The 24,289-nt window shown below is 34.6% G+C and carries 17 protein-coding genes and 2 riboswitches; of the genes, 16 read left to right on the forward strand and 1 reads right to left on the reverse strand.

Annotation, left to right across the window (positions count from 1 at the left end):
• The first annotated feature begins 400 nt into the window (after positions 1-400).
• The 8 genes from U472_RS05615 to U472_RS05650 all read left to right on the forward strand — a co-directional run bounded on the left by U472_RS05615 (position 401) and on the right by U472_RS05650 (position 13,847).
• Positions 401-1,249 (forward strand): sulfide/dihydroorotate dehydrogenase-like FAD/NAD-binding protein, encoded by an 849-nt coding sequence (locus U472_RS05615; RefSeq protein ID WP_068716384.1) that lies wholly within the window; start codon positions 401-403, stop codon positions 1,247-1,249.
• Complete coding sequence (gene gltA / locus U472_RS05620; RefSeq protein WP_068716385.1) at positions 1,203-2,627, forward strand: NADPH-dependent glutamate synthase; 1,425 nt, start codon at positions 1,203-1,205, stop codon at positions 2,625-2,627. Before U472_RS05615 ends, gltA begins: the two co-directional genes overlap by 47 nt.
• 378 nt (positions 2,628-3,005) lie before the next feature.
• Positions 3,006-3,782: a glycyl-radical enzyme activating protein gene (locus U472_RS05625; protein ID WP_068716386.1), complete on the forward strand. Its 777-nt coding sequence runs from the start codon at positions 3,006-3,008 to the stop codon at positions 3,780-3,782.
• A gap of 23 nt (positions 3,783-3,805) precedes the next feature.
• The gene (locus U472_RS05630; RefSeq protein WP_068716387.1) at positions 3,806-6,217 is read left to right on the forward strand and encodes a glycyl radical protein; all 2,412 of its coding nucleotides are present in this window, start codon (positions 3,806-3,808) and stop codon (positions 6,215-6,217) included.
• 203 nt (positions 6,218-6,420) lie between these two features.
• Complete coding sequence (gene fsa, locus U472_RS05635) at positions 6,421-7,098, forward strand: fructose-6-phosphate aldolase (RefSeq protein WP_068716390.1); 678 nt, start codon at positions 6,421-6,423, stop codon at positions 7,096-7,098.
• 172 nt (positions 7,099-7,270) lie between these two features.
• Positions 7,271-8,347, forward strand: a complete 1,077-nt coding sequence (locus U472_RS05640) for a glycerol dehydrogenase (RefSeq protein WP_068716392.1) — start codon at positions 7,271-7,273, stop codon at positions 8,345-8,347.
• A 168-nt stretch (positions 8,348-8,515) separates the two neighbouring features.
• Complete coding sequence (locus tag U472_RS05645) at positions 8,516-9,451, forward strand: sugar-binding transcriptional regulator (RefSeq protein WP_068716394.1); 936 nt, start codon at positions 8,516-8,518, stop codon at positions 9,449-9,451.
• A gap of 232 nt (positions 9,452-9,683) precedes the next feature.
• The gene (locus U472_RS05650) at positions 9,684-13,847 is read left to right on the forward strand and encodes a DUF445 family protein (RefSeq protein WP_068716396.1); all 4,164 of its coding nucleotides are present in this window, start codon (positions 9,684-9,686) and stop codon (positions 13,845-13,847) included.
• Between the two features lie 58 nt (positions 13,848-13,905).
• On the opposite strand, the gene U472_RS05655 is transcribed toward U472_RS05650, so the two are convergent.
• Positions 13,906-14,346, reverse strand: a complete 441-nt coding sequence (locus tag U472_RS05655; protein ID WP_068716398.1) for a hypothetical protein — start codon at positions 14,344-14,346, stop codon at positions 13,906-13,908.
• 261 nt (positions 14,347-14,607) lie between these two features.
• Between U472_RS05655 and folD the strand changes: the two genes are divergently transcribed.
• The 8 genes from folD (at position 14,608) to U472_RS05695 (ending at position 24,261) form a co-directional block, all read left to right on the forward strand.
• The gene (gene folD / locus U472_RS05660) at positions 14,608-15,459 is read left to right on the forward strand and encodes a bifunctional methylenetetrahydrofolate dehydrogenase/methenyltetrahydrofolate cyclohydrolase FolD (RefSeq protein WP_068716401.1); all 852 of its coding nucleotides are present in this window, start codon (positions 14,608-14,610) and stop codon (positions 15,457-15,459) included.
• Position 15,460: 1 nt separating this feature from the next.
• Positions 15,461-16,687: an exodeoxyribonuclease VII large subunit gene (gene xseA, locus U472_RS05665; protein ID WP_068716402.1), complete on the forward strand. Its 1,227-nt coding sequence runs from the start codon at positions 15,461-15,463 to the stop codon at positions 16,685-16,687.
• A gap of 121 nt (positions 16,688-16,808) precedes the next feature.
• Positions 16,809-17,936 carry an amidase domain-containing protein gene (locus U472_RS05670; RefSeq protein WP_068716403.1) on the forward strand — a complete coding sequence of 376 codons (1,128 nt, stop codon included), beginning with the start codon at positions 16,809-16,811 and terminating at the stop codon, positions 17,934-17,936.
• 277 nt (positions 17,937-18,213) lie between these two features.
• Positions 18,214-18,313, forward strand: a riboswitch (glycine riboswitch).
• A 3-nt stretch (positions 18,314-18,316) separates the two neighbouring features.
• Positions 18,317-18,394, forward strand: a riboswitch (glycine riboswitch).
• A gap of 188 nt (positions 18,395-18,582) precedes the next feature.
• Positions 18,583-19,959: an alanine/glycine:cation symporter family protein gene (locus U472_RS05675; protein WP_068716406.1), complete on the forward strand. Its 1,377-nt coding sequence runs from the start codon at positions 18,583-18,585 to the stop codon at positions 19,957-19,959.
• 338 nt (positions 19,960-20,297) lie between these two features.
• Positions 20,298-20,543 carry an exodeoxyribonuclease VII small subunit gene (gene xseB / locus U472_RS05680; RefSeq protein WP_068716409.1) on the forward strand — a complete coding sequence of 82 codons (246 nt, stop codon included), beginning with the start codon at positions 20,298-20,300 and terminating at the stop codon, positions 20,541-20,543.
• Complete coding sequence (locus tag U472_RS05685) at positions 20,543-21,424, forward strand: polyprenyl synthetase family protein (protein WP_068716410.1); 882 nt, start codon at positions 20,543-20,545, stop codon at positions 21,422-21,424. Before xseB ends, U472_RS05685 begins: the two co-directional genes overlap by 1 nt.
• 151 nt (positions 21,425-21,575) lie before the next feature.
• Positions 21,576-23,447, forward strand: a complete 1,872-nt coding sequence (gene dxs, locus U472_RS05690) for a 1-deoxy-D-xylulose-5-phosphate synthase (RefSeq protein WP_068716411.1) — start codon at positions 21,576-21,578, stop codon at positions 23,445-23,447.
• Position 23,448: 1 nt separating this feature from the next.
• Positions 23,449-24,261, forward strand: coding sequence for a TlyA family RNA methyltransferase (locus U472_RS05695; RefSeq protein ID WP_068716412.1), 813 nt, complete (start codon positions 23,449-23,451; stop codon positions 24,259-24,261).
• Positions 24,262-24,289 lie beyond the last annotated feature (28 nt).

Raw genomic sequence — 24,289 nt, forward strand, 5'->3', positions numbered from 1 at the left:
TTTATAGATAATAGATAATGCGACACTTTTAGAACTCACACCTCACCCTAACCCCTCTGGGTTTATCAACCCGTCGTACAGGAACGGTCTCTCCTCCTCTGAGGAGAGGGAACAAAAAGAAAAATCATTTCCCCCCTCTCATTAGTTAAGGAGAGGGGGTTAGGGGGCGAGGTGGAAAATGTCGCAATATACCCATAAAATTTTATTTTAAATTCAAAGATTGATAATTCAAAAGAGTATAAGTTATTTTAATAGTTTAGAAGATGTCTTCTATTATTTATTTAAGAAAAGTTGATTTTACCAACTAAATTGATATAATTATAATAATTAGTTTTATATTTTTATGCAATTTACTATTACTAATTAGAAAATCTATATAAATTAGGAGGAGAGAGTACAAGTGTATAAGATATTAGACAAAGAAGTCTTGGCACCTAAGATAAGTAAATTTAAAGTTTTGGCACCTAATGTAGCTGCTAAAGCTCAGCCAGGACATTTCTTGATTGTTAGAGTAGATGAGCAGGCAGAAAGAATCCCTTTAACTATTGCTGACTATGATCGTCAAGAGGGCAGTGTTACAATTATTGTACAAGAAGTAGGTTATAGTAGTGAAGAGATTTGTAAATTAGAAGTTGGGGATAGCTTTTTAGATTTAGTAGGTCCTCTAGGGGAACATATTGAGACTGAAAATTATAAGAAGGTTGTCTGTGTTGCAGGTGGTTTAGGTGCAGCACCACTATACCCTAAAGCGAAATCTCTAAGTGAAGAGGGTACAGAGATTATTAGTATTTTAGGGGCTAGAACTGAAGAGTTGATAATTTTAGAAGATGACTTTGCTGAATTGAGTCAGCAATTATATATAAGTACAGATGATGGTTCTAAAGGGCATCAAGGATTTGTAACTGATGTTTTAAAGGATGTATTAGAGGAGAATGATGATATAGATTTAGTAATCACTATTGGTCCGATGATTATGATGAAATTTGTATCAGAGTTGACTAAAGAGTATGGAGTCAATACAATGGTGAGTCTAAATTCACTGATGGTTGATGGTACTGGTATGTGTGGAGGTTGTCGAGTAACTGTTGGTGGAGAGACCAAGTTTGCTTGTGTTGATGGTCCAGCCTTTGATGGACATTTGGTAGACTTTGATGAACAGTTAAGAAGACAGCAATTTTATAGTGATCATGAAAAGTTAGCCCATGCTCATAATATTGGAGGTGAAGGTTGCCGTGTCAAAGCAGACTAAAAAGACAAAGATGCCAGAACAGAACCCAAAAGAAAGAGTTAATAATTTTGGAGAAGTAGCTTTAGGTTATTCAGCTGAAGATGCGATAAATGAGGCTAAGCGTTGTCTACAATGTAAGAATCCTCTTTGTATGCAAGGCTGTCCAGTAGAGGTTGATATTCCTGATTTTATTGCTTTGGTAGCAGAAGGAAAGTTTGAAGAGGCAGCTAAGAAGATTAAAGAGAAGAATAATCTCCCTGCAATCTGTGGACGGGTCTGTCCTCAAGAAGAGCAATGTGAGCGAAAATGTATAGTAGGGATTAAGAATGAAGCGGTAGCTATTGGTCGCTTAGAGCGATTTGTAGCTGATTATGCTAGAGATAAAGAAGAGATAGAAGCAGTTGCTAATCAAGATAAAGGGAAGGTAGCCATAATAGGTGCAGGTCCAGCAGGTCTGACTGCAGCAGCAGACTTAGCTAAGATGGGCTATCAAGTAACTATCTTTGAAGCCTTCCATGAGGTAGGAGGAGTATTGACCTATGGTATTCCAGAGTTTAGATTACCTAAAGCAATTGTTAAAGATGAGGTAGAGAAGATTGAAAAGTTGGGAGTGGAGATCAAACTCAACCATGTTATCGGTAAGATTAAAGGTATAGATGAGCTCTTTGAAGAGGGGTATGATGCTGTATTTGTAGGAACTGGAGCGGGGCTTCCTCGTTTCCTAGGTCTTGAAGGAGAGAATTTAAATGGGGTCTATTCAGCCAATGAGTTCTTAACTAGAGTTAATCTGATGAAAGCCTATCGTTTCCCAGAGTACAAGACACCTGTCTATGTCGGTAAACGGGTAGCAGTAATTGGAGCAGGAAATGTGGCTATGGATGCTGCTAGAACTGCATTAAGGTTAGGAGCTGAAGAGTCAATTATCGTTTATCGTCGGGCTAGAGAGCAGATGCCTGCAAGAGAGGAAGAGATTCATCATGCTGAAGAGGAAGGAATTCAGTTCAAGCTTCTCAATAACCCAACAAGAATCTTAGGTAACGAAGAGGGCTTTGTAACTGGAATGGAGTGTATCAAGATGGAATTAGGTAAGCCTGATGATTCAGGCAGAAGAAGACCAGTTCCAATTGAAGGCTCTGAATGGGTGATGGATGTAGATACTGTGATTATGGCTATTGGTCAAAGTCCAAATCCTATTTTATTAAAAGAATCTCCTGAGATTGAAACCACTAAGTGGGGTACAATTGTAGCCGATGAAGATACTGGTGAAACCAGTAAAGCAGGTGTCTTTGCTGGAGGAGATATGGTAACTGGAGCTGCAACGGTAATTGAAGCTATGGGAGCTGGAAAGAGGGCTGCTAAAGCAATTGATGAATATATTCAAAGTAGTAAGCAGCAATGAGTGACGAGTGATAAGTGGCAAAGTAAATAAGTTTTTGGTAATAGGGTAGCTTAAGGTGAAAATCTTAGGCTGCCCTATTTTTGTTTAGGTAGTATTATTTATCGGCTAATGGATATATTCATATAGTAACGAGTGACGAGTAACAGGTGATAAGTTAAGTTCTTTACTGGTTACTCGTCACTTGTCACTAGTTACTGAATTGTGGCAATATCTCTATATTATTCCAACTATTTACCTATCGTAAGTGGAGGTTGATTATACACCTTGACAGATAAAAATTCCTATGGTACTATATGAGTGTAAGAACAAATAAACAACCAAGAACAAATGTTCACAAAATAAATTATTTAAAAGGAATTCGTATAGGAGGTGTAAGTTATGTCTAAAGGTTTAGTTACTAGAATTGAAAGATATGCCGCCTACGATGGACCAGGAATTAGAACAGTAGTCTTTCTTAAAGGTTGTCCCCTTAGGTGCCAATGGTGTAGTAGTCCTGAAACTCAGCATAGAGGACAGGAGTTTTATTATGATGGGGATTCGTCTAATAGAGAGTTAGTAGGAAAATATATGAGTGTAGAAGAGGTAGTTGAAGTAGTTAAACAGGATATTCCTTTTTATAATCAGTCGGGTGGAGGAGTAACGCTATCTGGAGGAGAGGTCTTATCACAAGCTAGATTTACTGCAGAGATTTTAGAAAAATGCCAAGAAGAGTATATTCATACCGCTATTGAAACCTCTGGTTATGGAAGTTGGGACAATTTCAAACAGATTTTAGAATTTACTGACTTAGTATTATTTGATATTAAGCACCTAGACAGTAATAAGCATTTAGAAGCAACAGGTGTTGAGAATACTTGGATAATAGATAATTTAAAGAGAGCTGCTCAATTGAATAAGGAGATTATCATTAGGGTTCCTGTAATTCCAGGAATTAATGATAGTAAAGAGAACATAAGCCAAACGATTGAGTTGGCACAAGAGTTAGGGATAAAAGAGATTCATCTCCTTCCTTATCATAGCTTAGGCAGGGAGAAGTATGATAGATTAGGTAGAGAATATCTATTAGAGGATTTAGAAAGTCCTGGTGATAAAGAGATGAATTATCTGCAAGAGTTAATAGAGTCTAAAGGGATAAAGGTTCAAATTGGAGGCTGACTATAAAAATAGGAGGGATAAAGGTGAAGGATAAAGTCTATCAAATTCAAAGTCCTAGAGTAGAAAAATTAAGAGAGAGTGTTCTATCTAAAGTACCAGGAGTCTGTATTGAAAGAGCTAGATATATTACAGAAGCCTATCAAGAAAATGAAGCTGCACCTATCTATTTAAAGAGAGCTAAAGCAGTAGAGAAGATTTTACAAAATATGAGTATTTATATTAAAGATGGAGAATTAATAGTTGGAAATCAGGCTTCTGATGAGAGAACAGCCCCTATCTTCCCAGAGTATGGTGTAGAGTGGATGGAGGCTGAAATAGAAGTAGAAGGAAACTTTGATAAACGACCAGGTGATAACTTCTATTTACCCAAAGAGCATATTGATGAGTTATTAGACCTTATTCAATACTGGAAAGGTAAGACTTTACATGCTAAATGTTATGAGCTATTACCTGAAGAGGTTAAAAGGGCTTCTAAAGTAAAGGTGATTCATGGTGAAGGAAATATGACCTCTGGTGATGGTCATATAGTTCCAGATTTCGAGAAGGTCTTAAATAAAGGGCTTGAAGGTATAATTGCAGAGGCTCAAGCAGAACTAGAAAAGCTTGACCTAGGTGACCTTGATGCTATTAGAAAAAAAGCTTTCTGGGAAGGTACTATACTAACTAATGAAAGTGTTATAAACTTTGCAAAAAGATATGCCCAACTAGCTAAAGAGCAAGCAGAGCAGGTAGATGACCCAGCAAGGAAAGAAGAGCTAATCAAAATAGCTGATGTTTGTGAGCGAACTCCAGCTAAAGCACCCCGTAATTTCTATGAAGCAGTGCAAGCAATCTGGTTTATCCACTTAGTTCTTCAGATTGAAAGTAATGGTCATTCAGCTTCTTTAGGTAGAGTAGACCAATATTTATATCCATTTTATAAAAAGGATATTAAAGAAGGAGTTATCACTAAGGATTTTGCCAAAGAGCTACTAGAATGCTTGTGGGTAAAACTGTTTTCCATTATCAAGCTAAGACCTACTTCCCATGCAGGTTATGGAGCAGGCTATCCTACTTATCAAAATGTAACTATTGGTGGGCAGAATCCTCAAGGAAAAGATGAAACAAATGAATTGACTTATCTCATTTTAGAGAGTGTTGGTGAGATGAAGCTGACTCAACCGAATTTATCGGTTAGAGTACATGCCAATAGTCCAGAGAGATTATTGCGGGAGGCTGCACAGGTTATCAAAACTGGTTATGGAATGCCTGCTTTGCATAATGATGAGATTATCATTCCTTCTTTACTTGACAAGGGAGTAAGCTATGAAGATGCCTATGGTTATACAATGGTAGGGTGTGTAGAAGTAGCTGTACCAGGTAAATGGGGGTATCGTTGTACTGGGATGACCTTCCTTAATATGTTGAAGGCCTTAGAGTTGACCTTAAATGATGGCGTTGACCCAAGAACTGGGATTGAATTATTTAAAGGTCAAGGAAGCTTAAAAGACTTTGCAAGTTTTGATGAGTTATGGAAGGCTTGGGAAGCCCATATCGCTTATTATACAAAGCTTTCTGTGATTGTTGACCATGTAGCAGATACTCAGCTTGAAGAGTTCCCAGATATGTTATGCTCTTCATTAGTAGGTAATTGTATTGAGCGAGGTAAGACTGTTAAAGAGGGTGGAGCAGTTTATGATATGGTCAGTGGCTTACAGGTGGGTATTGCCAATGTAGCTAACTCTATGGCAGCTATTAAGAAGTATATCTTTGAAGAGAAGTCTTTAACGGCTGAGGAGTTAATGGAGGTTTTAGCTAATGATTTTGCAGGTGATAGAGGTAAATTTATTCAAAAAATGTTACTTGATGCTCCTAAGTACGGTAATGGAGATGATTATGTTGACCAGTTAGCAGTAGATGCTTATAAGACTTATATGGATGAGATTAAGAATTATAAGAATACAAGGTATGGTCGAGGTCCTATTGGTGGTAATTATTATATGTCCACCTCTGGAATCTCATCTAATGTACCAATGGGAACAGTAACTGGAGCTACCCCTGATGGTCGAAATGCTGCAACACCAGCAGCAGAAGGTGCTTCACCTACTCAAGGAACAGATGTTAATGGACCAACTGGAGTTTTAAATTCTATTACCAAGTTTTCTACGATAATGATGACTGGTGGTCAACTCCTTAATCAAAAATTTCCTCCTGAACTATTAGCAGGTAAGAGCCAATTTGATAGATTTGTTTCCTTTATTAAAGCCTTTATCAACTTAAAGGCTTGGCATATCCAATTTAATATTGTATCCAGTGAGACACTGAGAGCAGCTCAACAGAATCCAGAAAAATATCGAGATTTAATAGTTAGAGTAGCGGGTTATTGTGCTCAATTTGTAACCTTAGATAAGAAGACCCAAGATGATATTATTGCTAGAACAGAACAGAAGTTTTAACAATAAAAATTTTTGATTTTAAAATCAAGTTTAAGTATGGGGTTATAGAGAGATGTTGCGACACTTTTTATTAAGCTATGAGCTGTGAGTCGTGAGCTTAAGTTCTTAGAGATTTTAGCTCATAGCTTATGAGTCACAGCTTTGAAGCTAAAATGTCGCAATATATCCATTAACTCTCATTTTATATAAAAGGGGGAGACAATATGTTAATATTATTAGATACAGCTAATTTAGAAGAGATTAAAAGGCTTAATGATTTATACCCAATTGATGGTGTAACGACCAATCCATCGATTATTGCTAAGGAAGATAAAGACTTCTTAGAGTTATTAACAGAGATAAAGAATATTATTGGTCAAGATAAGATGCTACATGCCCAAGTATTAAGTACTGGGGCAGAAGAGATGGTAGAGGAGGCTGAGTTTCTAGCTGAAAAATTTGGTGAAAACTTGTATGTAAAGGTTCCAGTTATTTTTGAAGGAATTAAAGCTATTAAAATCTTAAGTAAGAAGGGAATAAAGATAACTGCAACAGCAGTATTTACGCCACAACAGGCATTTATGGCAGCTAAGGCAGGAGTTAATTTTGTGGCACCATATGTCAATCGCTTAGATAATATCTCTGCCGATGGAATTAACGTTGTTAGTGAAATCGTTAAATTATTTAAGGTTCACCAACTAGATACTAAGGTGATTGCTGCTAGTTTTAAAAATGTTAATCAAATTCATCAATGTTTATTACAGGGAAGTCAAGCTATCACAGCAAATCCAGAATTAATTGAAAAACTTGTCTATCATCCAATGACTGAGTTAGGTGTAGAAGGTTTTATTTCAGATTGGGAGAAAGTTTATGGTCAAGGAAAGAAGGTAAATAATTTATAATGATATTGAGAAATATAGTAGAGAGTAAATATCTAGATATTTACTCTCTACTATATTATAAGAAAGTCAGAGTACATTGACTTTTTTTAACAAATATACTATACTTATCTTAGAACATGATATCGTTTTAGTACATATGTTCACAAAATAAGGTAAGAGAAAGGGTGATAATATGGCAAAGATTTTAATTTCTCCAGGTAAGTATGTCCAAGGTAAGGGTGTCTTAAAAGAGGTTGGAGAGCATATTGCTAAATTAGGTGATAAAGTATTGGCTTTATCTGACCCAGTAGTCTTAGATTTATTCCAAGAAGAGATAAAAGAAGGTTTAAAGGATAAAGATTTACTTTTAGAGAGCTTTAATGGTGAGTGTTCTAAAAATGAGATTAATAGATTGAAGGAACTAGTAGAAGAGAAGGGGATTAAAGTTGTAATTGGTATTGGGGGAGGTAAGACTTTAGATACGGCAAAGGCTGTAGCTTATTATGCTGGATTACCAGTTGCTATTATCCCAACTATAGCTGCAACTGATGCTCCTTGTAGTGCATTATCTGTAATCTATACAGATGAAGGGGTATTTGAGGAATATCTATTCTTACCTTCAAATCCTGATGTAGTGCTAGTTGACACAGAGGTTATAGCTAAAGCCCCAGCTAGATTCTTAGTATCTGGAATGGGAGATGCTTTAGCAACATACTTTGAAGCCGCTGCTTCTAGCTTGACTAAAACAAAAGCTATGTCAGGTGGAAGTCCGACTATGACAGCCCTTAATTTGGCTGAATTATGTTATGATACATTGATTGAATATGGTCTAGTAGCTAAAAAAGCAGCAGAAGCTGGTGTAGTAACAGAAGCTTTAGAAAAGATTGTAGAAGCTAACACTCTATTAAGTGGATTAGGTTTTGAAAGTGGTGGATTAGCTGCAGCTCATGCTATTCATAATGGATTTACAGTCTTAGATGAGACCCATAATAAGACCCATGGAGAGAAGGTAGCTTATTCTACAATTGTCCAATTAGTATTAGAGGATAGAGAGCCTGAATTAATTGATGGGGTAATTGATTTCTGTAAATCTGTTGGATTACCAACAACCTTAGCTGATTTGGGTATAGAAGAGATTAACGAAGATGATATTTTAAAGGTAGCTAAAGCAAGTACTGTAGAAGGTGAAACAATTCATAATATGCCCTTTGCTGTAGATGCTCAGATGGTTAAAGATGCTATTTTAGCAGCAGATAGATTAGGAAGATAATATTATAGATTAGTAAGGGCGAACATTATGTTCGCTCTTATATATTTATTGCTTGATACTTTGATTGGAGAAATTAAATAGGTTTTAGCAGAAAATAACTAAGTATACTTTAAAATTAACTAAAAAGAATTTATAATAAGGTTAGATTCTATTAAGGAGTGAATTGATATGGCAAGTTATGAACCAAAATTAATGGCTAAAGTAGCTGAATTATACTATAAATATGATCTGAGTCAACAAGAGATAGCCGATAGAATTAAGATTTCTAGAGTCAAGGTTTCAAGGATATTAACTGCAGCTAGAAAAGAAGGGATTATTGAAGTCAAGATAAATTATCCTAAAGATAATGCTACTAGACTAGAGAGAAAGTTTGAGGAAGATTTTGGACTGAAAGAAGCCAAAATTATCGTTAGCCAAGATGCTTCAGAGAAAGTTTATTTTAATGAAGTAGCTAAGACTGCTGCTAAGCATTTGAGTGAGAAGTTAGGTGATGAAGATATATTAGGAGTCTCTTGGGGGAGTACTTTACGGAGGGTGAGTGACTATGTAGAGCCTATTAATAAAGAGGTTGATATTGTGCAATTAATAGGTAATTTAGGCTCTAATGATGTAAGTGCAAATACCATCATCCATAACCTTGCCCGAGCTTTTGGTGGTGAATATAATATATTACCAGCACCTGCTATTGTTGATAATAAAACGATTAGAGATGCTATTATCTCTGATAGAAAGATAAAAGAAATCTATGAGATGATGAATGAAATAACGGTAGCTATGGTTGGGATTGGAGGGTTAAACCCAGTATCAATCTTCATTAAATCTGGTTATTTGCTAGAAGAGGACATGGAATTGTTAAATCAAGCTGGAGCAATAGGTGATATCTGTGCTAGATTCTTTGATATCAATGGAGAGAGATGTAATGCTGCCTTTGATGATAGGGTGATAGGGATTAGCTTTGAACAACTTAAAAAGATTCCTTATGTAATAGGAGTGGTATCTGGTGCCCATAAAGCAGAAGCTATCTTGGGTGTGATGAGAAGTGGAGTGTTAGATGTATTGATAACAGATGAGATTACTGCACTGGCTGTATTAGAATTGATATAAATAATTAGGTTGAGTAAGGTTATTTAATCCTAACCTTAGGTTGAGGCTTAAACTTGATAATTCAGGTAGAAGAAATTTGATAGAGCAATTGATTAGTATATTCAAAATAAATAAGATTAAACTAAGAAGACTACTAGTAAAGTATATATCAGTAGTCTTTTTTAATTATGGTCAATATAGTAGGAGTTATATTAGATTAACAATCACTTAACTTAACAGAAAGGAGGAGTTTATGGATTATTTAGCTATAGTTTTTAAGCTATTAGGTGGAGGAGTTACAGGATATATTACCAATGATATTGCAATTAAGATGCTATTTAGGAAGTATGGACCCTTTGGCGGGGTTATCTTAGAGACTAAGGATGAGTTTATTGAGAATATAAGTGAGTTGGTAGAGAGGGATATCATCAATTACCAGACTATTGAGCAGGAATTATCTAAAGAAGAATTCAAGAGAATTTTTAAAGTCACAGTCTCTGATATTTTAACAAGATATTTATATGAAAATACTGATAATATAAAGTGGTCAAAGGTACCTCAATTGGATAAATCCTTAGAAAATATCAATAATTTTTATGATCAGAATAAAGAAGGCTTCATAACTAAGTTTTTTGATATTTTAGCTGACAATATCTTATTAGAAGAGTTATTAAGTAGTGAGCAGATAGAGCAGTTAATTAATTTAGCCTTTGATATCTCTACTAATACTTTGAATGAAAGCAAAGTTGCTGATAACTTAGTTAACGATATCTATGCTGATAACTCTACAGAAAAGTTAGCAAAGTTTATTTCACCAGGCATCTTTGAGACTTTTGCCAGTAATTTAGAAGATAATACTAGAGATTTTCATATTAGAGTTAAAGATAAATTTGAAGCTAGTATAGATGAGAGTATAGATAAATTATACTTAGAGTTGAATATCTCTGATATCTTGGTTGAAGTAGAGGATAAGATTAAAGTTAAGTCGCTTGCTGAATTACTAGGTGAGGAGGATAGAGATAATATAGGTAATCAACTTCTGCTAAGGTTGATTGAATTCTTAAAGTCAGCAGAAGGGAAGAGATTAATCTATAGTTTTTTAGAAGGAACTATAGAATTATTAAAGCAGATAGATCTTCCTATCTTGAATCTGTTAAGTGAAAATATTAAGGATAATTTAGAGAACTTTATGTACAAGCAGTTACCCTATCTAGTAGAAGAAGGGGTAAAATGGATTAAAGAGAATCAACTGGAGATTGAAGAGTTGATAGAAGAGAGTGTAAATGAGGTTCTTAATCAGGGTTCAGGGGTCAAAAATTGGATTAAAGGTCAGATAAAAAAGGGCTTAGGTAATATTGCTAGAAGGTTTCAGCTGATTGATAAGCTACTACTATCTTTAAAAGATGATGCTGATGTTAAGGCTTTGAGCCAAGAATTGAGTAATCAGATTATAGATTATATTAAAGAGAATAGTATAAAGGATATAATAGATTATCTAGAAAGTAAGGATTTAATTAAGATTCAGAATCTTGTGAAGTTGATTAATAGGAACATCGATAGGTATTTAGATCAGATTGATTTGAGGAGTTTTGATGGATTATTTGATATTAGCTTAGGTGAGATTATAGATATAAATCTGGTTCAATATTTTGAAGATAATATTAAAGGTACTTTAATTAAGAGATTTAAAGAAGATTTTATCTTTACCCTTCAATTAACAAAGATAGTACAAGGGGAGTTGTCTAAGCAGATACTAAATATTTCTCAATTAAAGCTAGAAGAATTAATTGCTAAAGAAGGTGTAGAAGAAAATTTAGCTTTAGCTAAGGATAAAAGTATATCTTATCTACAGGAGAATCGTGAAATTATTACAAGTAAGATAAGGGAAGAAGTTAAGGTATTTATTAAAGATAAGAGCTTATCTCAATTGCTTACAGTTAACTTGAAGGTGGAGTTAGTCAATAAGCTTGGAGATAAATCTAGTAAGTATTTAGGTCAGATATTTGCAGATTTGAAAGAGCAGAGAATCACTAAACTATATGATAGGTTAAATCAGCAGGAGGATATGGTAGCTAGAATAACCTCACTGATATTGGAGTTACTAAATAAGAATCTACCTCATATAATAGAGGGTAGAGTAAAAGGTGCAGTAGCTGATAATTTATATAAATTAGAAGATAAGCAGGTGCAAGATGTAGTCGAAGGCTTTATGGGAAAAGAGTTAAAACCAATTACTCAATTAGGAGCATTTTTGGGGATAATAGCTGCATTAATATTATACTTAATTCAAGGAAGTATCAATCTTTCAGAGTTAGGATGGGTTAATTTTATATTATCTACTTTTACATATGGTTTTGTCGGTTATTTCACCAATGTACTTGCTCTTAGAATGATATTTCGTCCTTATACAGAGAAGAGATTATTAGGACAGAAAGTCCCCTTTACTCCTGGGATAGTTGCTAAGAATAAGCCTAGGTTTGCTGATTCTATGGGGGAATTTGTAGATGAGCAGTTATTAAATGGAGAATCAATCAATAAGCTATTTAAGGAGAATAGAGAGAAGATAGAAGATAGTATTAAGAATTTGTTTGCCAAAGATAATTATAGGATTTTTAAAGAATTATTAGTTACGAACTGTGATTTTATATCAGAAAGGTTTTTTTTATCTTTGCTTAAGCTCTTTAAATTTAATAGGGATAATTTAGTAGATAGATTATTGGCTCAATTAAAGAAGATAGATATATCAGAGGTTGATATCTCTTTATTAGAAGTAAATATAGGTTCAAAGATAGAGGATATATTATTAGAATCAGAGGAGAGTTTAACAGAAAGACTATTTGAATTTTTAAATAAGAATAACTCTTTAAAAGAGTTATTACCTAAGTTTTTAGAGCAAAAAATAGTAGAATTATTAAAAGAAATAGTAGATACTAAGTTAACAGAGCTAGTAGCTTTAATAAATGATCCTGATAAAATTCAAATGCTACTAAAAGGATACTCACCACAACTTGATGAGTTGATTGAGGAGAAGTTGATAGAGTTAATCCCTTCATCTCAGCAGGAAGTATTGAAGGATTTTATAGTTGATTATTCTCTTGAAAAGTTTAATTCAACTAAAATCCGTCAGAAATTAGCCTCTATGATCAAAAATAATATCTTTAAAAAAATAAATCCTGAGGATAAGATAAAAGATTTATTCAATGGTAAGTTAATGAATCCTTTATATGATAATATGGACTTTATAATCAATAACTTCTGCAATAAAGGGGTTCGTTATCTACAGTATCAGAAGAGGTTTATCAAGGATATGGCTTTAGAAGTAGTCGAAGAGGAGTTTGCTAGGGAACAGGTGAGTGGAATCGGTGGTTTGATTACAGGTTATTTTAAAAGAGGAGTATATAATCTAACAGATACAGCAGAGACTATCGAGAGTATTATTGATAATCTAATAGATAAAAAGCTCCCTGAGTTTATAAAAGTAAAACGGCACGAGATAGTCAGTTTAGTAAATAGCTTTCTAGATGGAGTAGGGGAGAGAAAGGTCAAAGATATTGGTGTTGATTTAGAGAGTGCTAGTTTGATGAGACTGGTAGACAAGCTATTAGCTAATGAAGATTTGGTTAATAGTTTATCGGTTTTAGTATCTAGAGTAGCTGATTCAATTTTAGACTTAAAGTTAAAGTCAGTCTTAAGGCTAATGGCTATCGATGATATTTCAGATATGTTAGAACTTTTTACAGGTGAGATTGATGTATTTAGAGAATCTTTGATTAGTAATCTTAGGGATAAAGAAGGGGTTATTAAAAGAGATGTATTGACTTTAGTGACTGAAATATTTGATTCTTTGATTCTATCATTACCACTTAATCAGCTTTCTATCAATATTAGTAGAGTTGAACTGAACAAGGTGGTTAAGAGAATAATTAAGGTTATATATAGAACGCCTAGTTTTAAAGATAATTTAAAAATCTTTATAGGGGATATCATTGTTAAATTAGCAGAGAAGAATATCAGTGAAATCTTAGATTTTGATTATTTAGCTAGAGATATTAAAAAAATTCTAGTTCAAATGATAGATGATGGAGAGTTGAGATATCAACTATTAGTAGTTCTAACAGAAGTAATAGAAGTAATATTAGCAGAGTTAAACACCATGGTAGAAGCAGATACTAAAGAGTTCTGCTTTGATATTATCTTAGCTAGTACCTTAGATTCATTAGAGAACCATTTCTTAGAGTTGCTAAATGCCTTAAATATTAAAGAGGTAACAGAACTAGAGGTCAATCAGATGAGCCCTAAGGATATAGAGAACCTATTTAACTCCTTTGCTGGAAGATACTTTAGAAGGTTAGAGGGGTATGGTTGGCTGGGGAGTGTTATTGGTTTATTTACGGAGTTGATTTCTATTGTATTATAGTAAATACTACCTAAAAATAGGAATAAACCCCTACTCATTATAATGAGTAGGGATTTATTTAAATAGTAATCATATTTTCAAACTCTGAAATATACCAATCTCCATTTAACTTATCTAATTCTAGTGTAGTTTTAGCGTTACCGTAGCTATTAATCTGTTCATTTTCTTTATCCTTTACTTCAATTAAGATATCAGCAGTAAAGATATACTTCTCTCCCTTTTTAAATATCTCTTCATTATTGGTTTGAAACATTATATAATCTCTTCTTCTAAATAATTCCTTACAGAAATCAATAAATTCCTCTTTACTAAATTCATTGATTTCTTCACTAATTATATCATTATCTTTAATAATTATTTCTATTTCTGTAAATCTGTTAGGGGTTATAGTTCTTTCTAGTTCCTTATAATCGGCAAATACCAAAGAATCAAAAAAATCTCTTACTCTCTCTTTAATTTTATGTTTCTCAGTTAGATTCAAGCATTGAGTCTCTTCCATAATACCACCCCTTTACCAAATTAGTATATATTATTATTTGAACAAAGTTTTATAAAATCCTTTCTACTTTTATATTATAGATAGTAAAATAGTAATGAGTGATGAGTGATGAGTGATGGGTGACTAGTGATGAGAAAAGAATTTTACACTGGTTGCTCATCACCTGTCACTTGTCACTCTTCACTAAATTAAAGTTGGATGGTTAGAGTGCTTTTATGTTATAATTGTTAATATATTAAAAAATAAGGAGTGAGTAGTAGAATGAGTCAAGATAAGATTTTAGATGGGCGTAAAGTAGCTAAAGAGTTAGAAACCGAGATTGGTCAAGCAGTAGAGAACCTAACTGGGCAAGGTATCACTCCAGGACTAACGGTTATCCTAGTAGGTAATAACCCAGCCTCAGAGATTTATGTATCTTATAAGGAAAAGGCATGTAATAGGGTTGGAATTAACTCTAATTTAATTAAATTACCTGCTGAAATCAGTGAAGAAGAGCTGTTAGCAGAGGTAGATAGGCTAAATCAAGATGATAGTGTAGATGGTATCTTGGTACAATTACCATTACCTCAGCACATAGATGAAGAGAAAGTTATCAATAATATTAGAGCAGACAAGGATGTTGATGGTTTCCACCCAATCAATATAGGTAAGCTGATGATTAATGGAAGTGGACTCCATTCATGTACCCCAAGAGGGATTATGGAGATATTACATAGATATGATATTGAATTAGAAGGTAAGAATGCAGTTATAATTGGAAGGAGTAATATTGTAGGGAAACCGATGGCACAGATGCTTTTACAGGAGAATGCAACGGTAACTGTTTGTCATAGTAGAACTAAGAATTTAAAGGAGCATACTTTAAAAGCCGATATTTTAGTAGCAGCAGTAGGTAGAGCTAAATTTGTGACTGCTGATATGGTCAAAGAAGGTGCAGTTGTAATAGATGTAGGAATCAATAGAACTGAAGATGGACTGCTAGGAGATGTTGAATTTGAAGGTGTCAAAGAGAAGGCAGCTGCAATTACTCCAGTACCAGGTGGAGTAGGACCAATGACTATTGCTACTTTACTTAAGAATACTTTAAAGGCGTGTCAGGAAAGAAGGGGATAGGATGTTAAAGAGCAGTGGAATAACAGATCATATCTGGTCTGTTACCCAAGTAACAAATTATTTAAAAGAGCTATTAGAGACCGACCCTAATCTCAGTCCAGTTATGCTTAAAGGGGAAATCTCTAACTTTCATCACCATTCTTCAGGGCATATGTACTTTACTATCAAGGATGAGAAGACCCAGCTTAGTGCAGTGATGTTTAGAGGATATAATCAGGGATTAGACTTTATCCCTGAAGATGGAATGTCAGTAATCGTCGAGGGTAAGATAAGTATCTATCCTGCTAGGGGGCAGTATCAGGTATATGTGCATAAAATGCAGCCTGATGGTATCGGTAGTCTACATCTAGCTTATGAGCAGTTGAAGGAGAGATTGGAGAAGGAAGGGTTATTTAGAGAAGAGCTAAAGCAGGCCATTCCTAAGATTCCAGCCAAAGTTGGTGTGGTGACTTCACCAACTGGTGCTGCTATTAGAGATATTATCAGTGTAGTTAAACGGAGATTCTCCAATGTATCGCTATTGATTGCACCTAGTCAAGTCCAAGGAGAGGGGGCAGAAGAAACTTTAGTTAGAGGCTTAGAGCTATTAAATCAGAGTGATGTCGATGTAATAATTATTGGGCGTGGTGGAGGATCTATTGAGGATTTATGGGCATTCAATAAGGAGAAACTAGCCAGAGCCATCTTCAACTCTAGAGTTCCTGTTATCTCAGCAGTTGGTCATGAGACCGATTTTACCATTGCTGACTTTGTAGCTGATATGCGAGCACCTACACCTTCAGCAGCAGCAGAGTTGGTCGTTTCTAATCGGGAAGAGGTAGTTAAATACTTAGGTAGATTATACAATAACTTGAATAATGCTATGGAGAATCGGGTAAATCGTTTAAATGATAGGCTACTTAGCTTACAGGAACGTAGAGCTTTGCGATTGCCAGAAGAGAAGATAGCAGAGTATATGCAGCGAATTGATGAATTGAGTATGAATCTAGAACAGAGAATTGTTGATAATTTAACTAAGAAGCAAGAAAAGTTAGAAAGAGCAGTAGGGCAGCTTAATTCATTATCTCCTTTAAATACCTTTGCTAGAGGTTATAGCTTGGCAAGAAAATTAGATAGTGAAGAAGAGATTAATTCAATAACTCAGCTAGAAGAAGGGGAGAAGATAGAGGTTATCTTAAAGGATGGAGCCTTAGAGTGTGAAGTGGAAGTAATAAAAAGTGAAGGTTAATAATTATCTAGGCAATCTTTTAGATTGTCTTTTTTCGTTATAGAGTATCAATTGAAATTCTACAGAATAGTCCCCTAAACCTATACATATAATCTTAATAGTATATTGTGGAGGGGAGTATATGTTTCTTTTAATTAAATTAAATAGAAGGACGGTCTTGCTATTATCTATATTTCTCTTAATATTTTTAGGATTAGGGGTCTATTTAAGGTTTCTATCTAAAGAAGACGCTGTTATGGTTATCGATGATGAGGTAAAGGATATCTTAGCCCAAGATATACAGAATATCTTTAATATTAGAAATAAAGCCTTGTTAGAAAGGAATAAAGATACTTTAAAATCTCTATATAATATAGAGGGGAGGACAGGACGATGGGCTTATGAACATTCTTTAAGGAAGATGGAATATTTAGAAGAATGGGGAGCTAAACAAGGTGCAGAATTTAAAGATATTAACTCTCAGGTTCTTTTAAGATATGCAAAGGAGAAGGGTGATGGATATTCAACTACTCTTTTGGTCTCTACAGAGTATAGATACGCTTATGAGGATTCACCAGAAAAATATAATTCTTTCAGAATTGGAGCATATCATGCCTTTGATATTATTCCTAAGGATGATAAATGGGTTATTAGTAAGGAATGGTATCTAGATCCTACAGATGACTCTTTAGAGCTAGACCAGAGTAAGGTTGAAGAGGTAAAACAGATTATTCTTTCAGGAGAAACTAAGGATTTATCAAATTTAAATAAGAGAAGACTTAAAGCAGTGGAATATGCTGATAAGTACTGTGGAACAGCTAGTTTACCTAAGTATGGTTTTAAATATAACCCTAATTATAGAAACTTCAATTCACAAGGGGGTAACTGTGCTAACTTTGCTTCTCAGATACTATATGAAGGAGCAGGTTTTAGAAAGAATCGTACTTGGAATTATGAGAGGGGAAAAGGCAGTAAGGCTTGGCTAAATGCCCATGGCTTTAATCAGTATATGACCTACAGTGGTCGGGCATCTATGATTGCACATGGTACTTATGAACAAGTTTTAAAGTCCTCTTATAAGTTACTACCAGGAGATTATGTAGCTTATGAAAAGAAGGGGAAGGTTGAGCATATATCTGTTGTGACTGGAGTGGATTCTAAAGGGTATGCACTGGTAAACTGCCATAATTCAGATAGATATCGAGTCCCTTGGGATATAGGTTGGAATAAAAAAGGGATTAAGTTTCGTTTAGTTAGAGTGCATTATTAATAAGAGTAAAAGTTAGACTTTAGATAGATAATGCGACAATTTAGTAATGAGTGACAAGTGATGAGTAACGAGCAAAGAACTTAACTTATCACCTGTTACTCGTCACTTGTTACTGTCGCAACACATCCATTAAATCTCATCTTTAATTTATGAATTTACATATTATAAATATAAATTTTTCCAATTTGTAGATATTTAATAATTTTTTTAAACAATTACTTGCAAGAGTGACAAACATATGTTATTATAATTCTGGCAAAATTAAATAATGTGTCGGATGAATGTTACAGGAGAAAAGCTTAAGCTTTGCCGACGGGGCAAGTCTATAGTTGTCCGACTATAGATGAAACTCTCAGGTAAAATACTGTAACTGGACGACGCTCTGGAGAGACTCACTAAGAGCACCGAAGGAGTAACCTGATTAACTTCAGGGTAATCTCTCAGGTAAAAGGACAGGGTAAAGGACAGAAGTAGAATTAAGTTTAAGTTTGAGGCTAAATCTAAGTAGAACCAAGTTTTAATATTTACTTAAACTCAAACCAAATCTTAAGTTCAATAAAACTGCCTTTCTCCAGAGAGTCTAAGCCATAGAGGTTTAGATTTTTTTATTTGTATAGAAAAGTTGAAAATAATAGGAGGAAGAGAGATGGGAACATTACAAGAATTTTTTAGTAGTATGAGTAGTTTGGTCTGGGGACCACCAATGTTAATCTTATTGTTAGGAACAGGAATTTATTTAACTATTAGACTAAAAGGAGTTACCTTATCTAAAGTTCCTCATGCAATCGCTTTAGTTTTTAAAAAAGATAAGGATACTAGTGAAGGTGATGTGTCGGCTTTTGAAGCCTTGGCTACAGCTCTATCATCAACGATTGGAACTGGTAATATCGCAGGAGTAGCTACTGCAATTGCGGTAGGTGGACCAGGTGCCGCATTTTGGATGTGGATGGCTGCTTTAGTAGGCATGGCTACTAAATTTGCTGAAGGTGTATTGGCTGTCAAGTATCGTGTTAAGAATAAAGCAGGAGAGATGGCTGGAGGACCAATGTATTATATCCAAGAAGGGTTGGGAGAGAAATGGAAGCCATTGTCAATCTTCTTTGCAGCCTGTGGTGTAATGGTAGCATGGCTTGGAATTGGTGCTACAGTACAGGCAAATTCAATGGCTGATGCTTTAAATGCTAACTTTGGAATCAGACCTTTATATACAGGAATTGTATTATCAATATTGGTTGGAGCAGTAGTATTAGGTGGAATCAAGAGAATTGCTAAGGTAGCAAGTAAGATTGTTCCATTAATGAGTGTAATCTATATCGGAGGAACATTATATATTATCCTTGCTAATATTGGAGAGTTACCTGCTGCTGTGGGATTAATAGTCAGTTCTGCTTTTAAAGGACAAGCTGCTGTTGGTGGATTTGCTGGAGCCGGAGTTATGTTAGCTTTAAGAAAGGGTATCTCAAGAGGAATCTTCTCTAATGAAGCTGGATTGGGAAGTGCACCTATTGCCCATGCTGCTGCTAAGACAGATAGTCCAGTAAGACAGGGATTAATTGCTATGTTAGGAACTCTAATCGATACTATTATTATCTGTAGTTTAACAACATTGACTATCATTATGACTGGTGTCTGGAATAATGGAATGACTGGAGCTGCTTTGACAACAGAGGCTTTTAATGTAGGAATGCCAGGACCAGGAGGATTGGTAATAGCTATAGGAATTATCTTCTTTGCTTTCTCTACAACTTTAGGATGGTGCTATTATGGAGAGAAATGTATTGAGTACTTATTAGGAACTAAAGCAATTAGACCTTATAAATTTATTTATATTGCATGTATTTTAATGGGTGCTACTGTGAAATTAGAGTTAATCTGGGCTATCTCCGATGTAGTAAATGGACTGATGGCATTTCCTAACTTAGTAGCATTATTAGGATTATCAGGGGTAGTAATTAGTATGACTAAAGATTATTTTAATAATATTGATATAGAAGAGTCAGAAGAAGTAAAAACTATTGCTTAGTCAAATTCAAAGGTTGCCTTAAGGCAACCTTTTTGTTATTATAAAGAAAGATATTATTAATACAGTAACAAGTGACAAGAAAAAGATTTTTAATAATTTACTCACACTAATACTAGATTATAGATTAAATTTATAAAATTAGTATTTTTAGGTATACTAAGGTGTATTAGTTTAAGTCTAAGTATAAGTTTAAGTATAATTTAAAAAATTTGAATTAGCCTTAAACTCAAACTTAAGCTTAAAATGAACCTTAAACTGAATTTGAGTTATGAAGGTGATAAAGTAGTAATCTAGAAGTAATTATACTGGAGTATTTGTAGATGGGGAGATGAAATTTGATGGGTAATAAATCGGAATTGACCTTTGAAGAAGCACTAAATCAATTAGAAGAGGCTGTTAATAATTTAGAAAAGGGAGAGTTAACCTTAGCTGATTCTTTAGAAGAGTTTGAATTGGGAGTTAAGTTAACTAAGTTCTGTTCTGATAAATTAGAACAGGCCCAAGAGAAGATAGAGATTATAAAAGAAGAGAATGGTAAGATTAAAATAGAAGATTATAATTACCAAGGTGAAGGAGCAGAATGATGGAGATTAAAAGATTTATTAAAGAAAAGAGCCAATTAATCAATCAAGCTTTAGAAGATTATTTACCTAATCAAGAGACGCATCCTGCTAGATTACATGAGTCGATGCGCTATAGTGTCTTAGCAGGTGGGAAGAGGTTAAGACCTATTTTAGTACTAGAAGCTGCTAAGTTAATAGGTGCTAATGAAGATGATATTTTAGAGGCTGCTTGTGCTTTAGAGATGATACATAGTTATTCTTTGATTCATGATGATTTACCTTGTATGGATGATGATGATTTTAGGAGAGGAAAACCGACAAATCATAAGGTATTTGGTGAAGCAATAGCAGTATTGGCAGGAGATTCTTTATTGACCTATGCCTTTGAGCTGATGACTGAGATTAAGAATGTTTCTGCAGATAAAGTTTTATTGGCCATTAGAGAATTGGCTAAAGCTTCTGGAAATAGAGGAATGGTAGGTGGACAAGTTGCAGATATTATGGCAGAAGGTCGTAACATAGATAGTGATGAGCTAGAGTACATACATACTCATAAGACAGGTGCTTTATTGAAGGCTTCTGTCAGAATCGGTGCTATTTTAGCTGGGGCTACTGATGAAGAGTTAGCAGCCTTAACCACTTATGCTAAAGAGATTGGTTTAGGCTTCCAAATTGTTGATGATATTTTAGATATTGAAGGTGATGCCAAGAAGCTAGGAAAGGATATAGGCAGTGATTTAGATCGGGATAAGGCTACCTTTCCGGCTATTTATGGTTTAGAGGAGTCGAAAAAGATGGCTAGTGCTACGTGTAAAAGAGCTAAAGAGGCATTGAGTATCTTTGGTGAAGATGCTAAATTATTATTACAATTGGCAGATTATATTATAGAACGAGAATATTAAGGAGAATTGATAGTTAAAAGTGTTTATACGTAGAGTTATCCTTTCCGACTCGTAGCTATAGTTTATACTTTTAAAGAGGCGAAATATTTCAATTTAACTATCAACTATCAGTTATCAGCTATATACTAATTAAAAGAGGGTGATTTTAATTATGGATGATCTGTTATCTAAGGTCAATTCACCGCAAGATTTAAAGGGTTTATCCATGGATAATTTATATAAATTAGCTCAGCAAATTAGAGATGAGATTATTATTAATTTATCACAAACAGGAGGGCATTTAGCATCTTCTTTGGGTGTAGTAGAGTTGACTATTGCCCTTCATTCTATATTAGATAGTCCTAAGGATAAAATCATCTGGGATGTAGGTCATCAAGCTTATGCCCACAAGATATTAACAGGAAGAAGGGAAGATTTCAAGACTTTAAGAAGGTTAGACGGGATAAGTGGATTTCCTAAACGTTCTGAAAGTGTTCATGACCAGGTAGATGTTGGTCATAGTAGTACATCTATCTCAGCAGCTTTAGGGATTGCTTGTGCCCGTGATATCAAAGGTGATGGTGATACAGTTGTAGCTGTAATTGGAGATGGGGCATTGACAGCAGGAATGGCCTTTGAGGCTTTAAATCATGCCGGTCATTTGAAGAAAGATATGATAGTTATTCTAAATGATAATGAGATGTCTATATCTAAAAATGTAGGGGCTATCTCCAACTATTTAGATAAATTAAGAACAAATCCTAAGATTCATCGGGCTAAAAAGGATTTGGGACATTTGATTAATGCTATACCAGCCTTTGGAGATCATTTATTAAAGACAGCAAATAGAGTTAAAAATAGTTTAAAGTATCTACTTGTATCAGGTATTTTATTTGAAGAGTTCGGCTTTACCTATTTAGGTCCTGTTGATGGTCATAATATTAGAGTCTTACAAGAGCATATCAAAGATGCTCAAAATATTGGTGGTCCCGTCTTAATTCATGCTATTACCACTAAAGGAAAGGGATATACTCCTGCAGAAGAAGAACCATCTAAGTTTCATGGAGTAGGACCTTTTAATATTAGAACAGGAGAAGGAAGGGGTAAGAAGAAGAGAAGAACCTATACAAATATTTTTAGTCAGACTCTAGTTGATTTGGCTAAAGAGGATAGTGATATTGTAGCAATTACAGCAGCTATGCCTTCAGGAACTGGTCTGAATAAATTTGCTAAAGAATTTCCTAAGCGATTTTATGATGTAGGAATAGCTGAGCAGCATGCAATAACTTTGGGGGCTGGCTTAGCCTTAAATGGGGTTAAGCCCTTTGTTACATTATACTCTACCTTCTTACAAAGAGGCTATGATCAGGTAATGCATGATGTCTGTATTCAGAATTTACCTGTTAAGTTGGCAATTGATCGTGCTGGGATTGTTGGAAGGGATGGGGAGACCCATCAAGGTGTCTTTGATTATGCCTTCTTGCGACATTTACCAAATATGACAGTGATGGCTCCTAAGGATGAGAATGAACTAAGGGCTATGATTAAATTAGCTGCTAACTATAATAGACCGATTGCTGTTAGATATCCACGGGGAGAGGTTATTGGAGTAGAAAGAGTAGAGGTAGAGGATTTAGAAGTAGGGAAAGCAGAGGTCTTACGTGAAGGTAAGGATGGAGCTATTTTAGCTATAGGTTCTATGGTCTATCCGTCCTTAGAGGTTGCTAATGGTTTAGCCACAGAAGGGATAGAGTTGACTGTGGTCAATAGTCGTTTTGTTAAACCTTTAGATCAAGAGCTGATTTTAGATTTAGCTGATAAATTTAATAGAGTCTTTACTATAGAAGAGCATGTCTTACAGGGAGGCTTTGGCAGTGCTATAGCTGAGTTATTGGTTGATAATGATAGCAATGTGAAGTTAACACGAATGGGGTTACCTGATAAGTTCATAGAGCATGGCTCTAGTGAAGAATTATTAGCCAGATATGGATTGGATATAAAGGGAATTAGAAAGAGGATCAAAGAGGTAATGCAGGAGGGGTAATATGGCTAAAAAAGAACGATTAGATGTAGTATTAACTGAGCGAGGTTTCTTTAAAAGCCGTTCCAAAGCTAAACGGTCAATAATGGCTGGACTTGTCTTTGTTGATGAACAGAAGATAGATAAGGCAGGAACTAAGATAGATTTAGAAGCAGATATTAGAGTGAAAGGTGATTTACATCCTTATGTTAGTCGAGGTGGTTTGAAATTAGAGAAGGCTCTTGAAGTATTTAATATTGATCTAAATGATAAATTAATAATCGATATAGGTGCTTCTACAGGAGGATTTACCGATTGTGCTTTGCAAAATGGTGCACGAAAGGTATATGCAATTGATGTAGGCTATAATCAATTGGCTTGGAAGTTACGTAGTGATGAGCGGGTAGTCTGCATGGAAAAGACTAATGCTCGTTATTTAACTTTAGAGGATATAGGAGAAGCAGGTGATTTTGGAATGACCGATGTCTCTTTTATCTCCTTAACTAAAATATTACCTTCTTTAAAAGGACTATTAAAGGAGTCTGGTGAAATTGTAGCTTTGATTAAACCACAATTTGAAGCTGGACCAGAGAATGTAGGAAACAATGGTGTCGTTAAAGATCCAGCTATTCATAAAGAGGTGATTTATAAGATTTTTAATTTTTCTAAAGAGATTGGTCTGATTCCAATTGGTCTTAATTATTCACCGATTACTGGAGGAAAAAGCCATAATATTGAGTACTTATCTTATTTCACGCTTAATCAAGAGGCTTTAGAAATTTTTAATTTAGATCAAAAGATAGAAGAAATAATTAAAATTGCCCATCAAGATTTATGATTTTAATTAATATAGATTGTATTAGAAG

The sequence above is a fragment of the Orenia metallireducens genome, assembly GCF_001693735.1.
Taxonomy (GTDB): Bacteria; Bacillota; Halanaerobiia; order Halobacteroidales; family Halobacteroidaceae; genus Orenia; species Orenia metallireducens.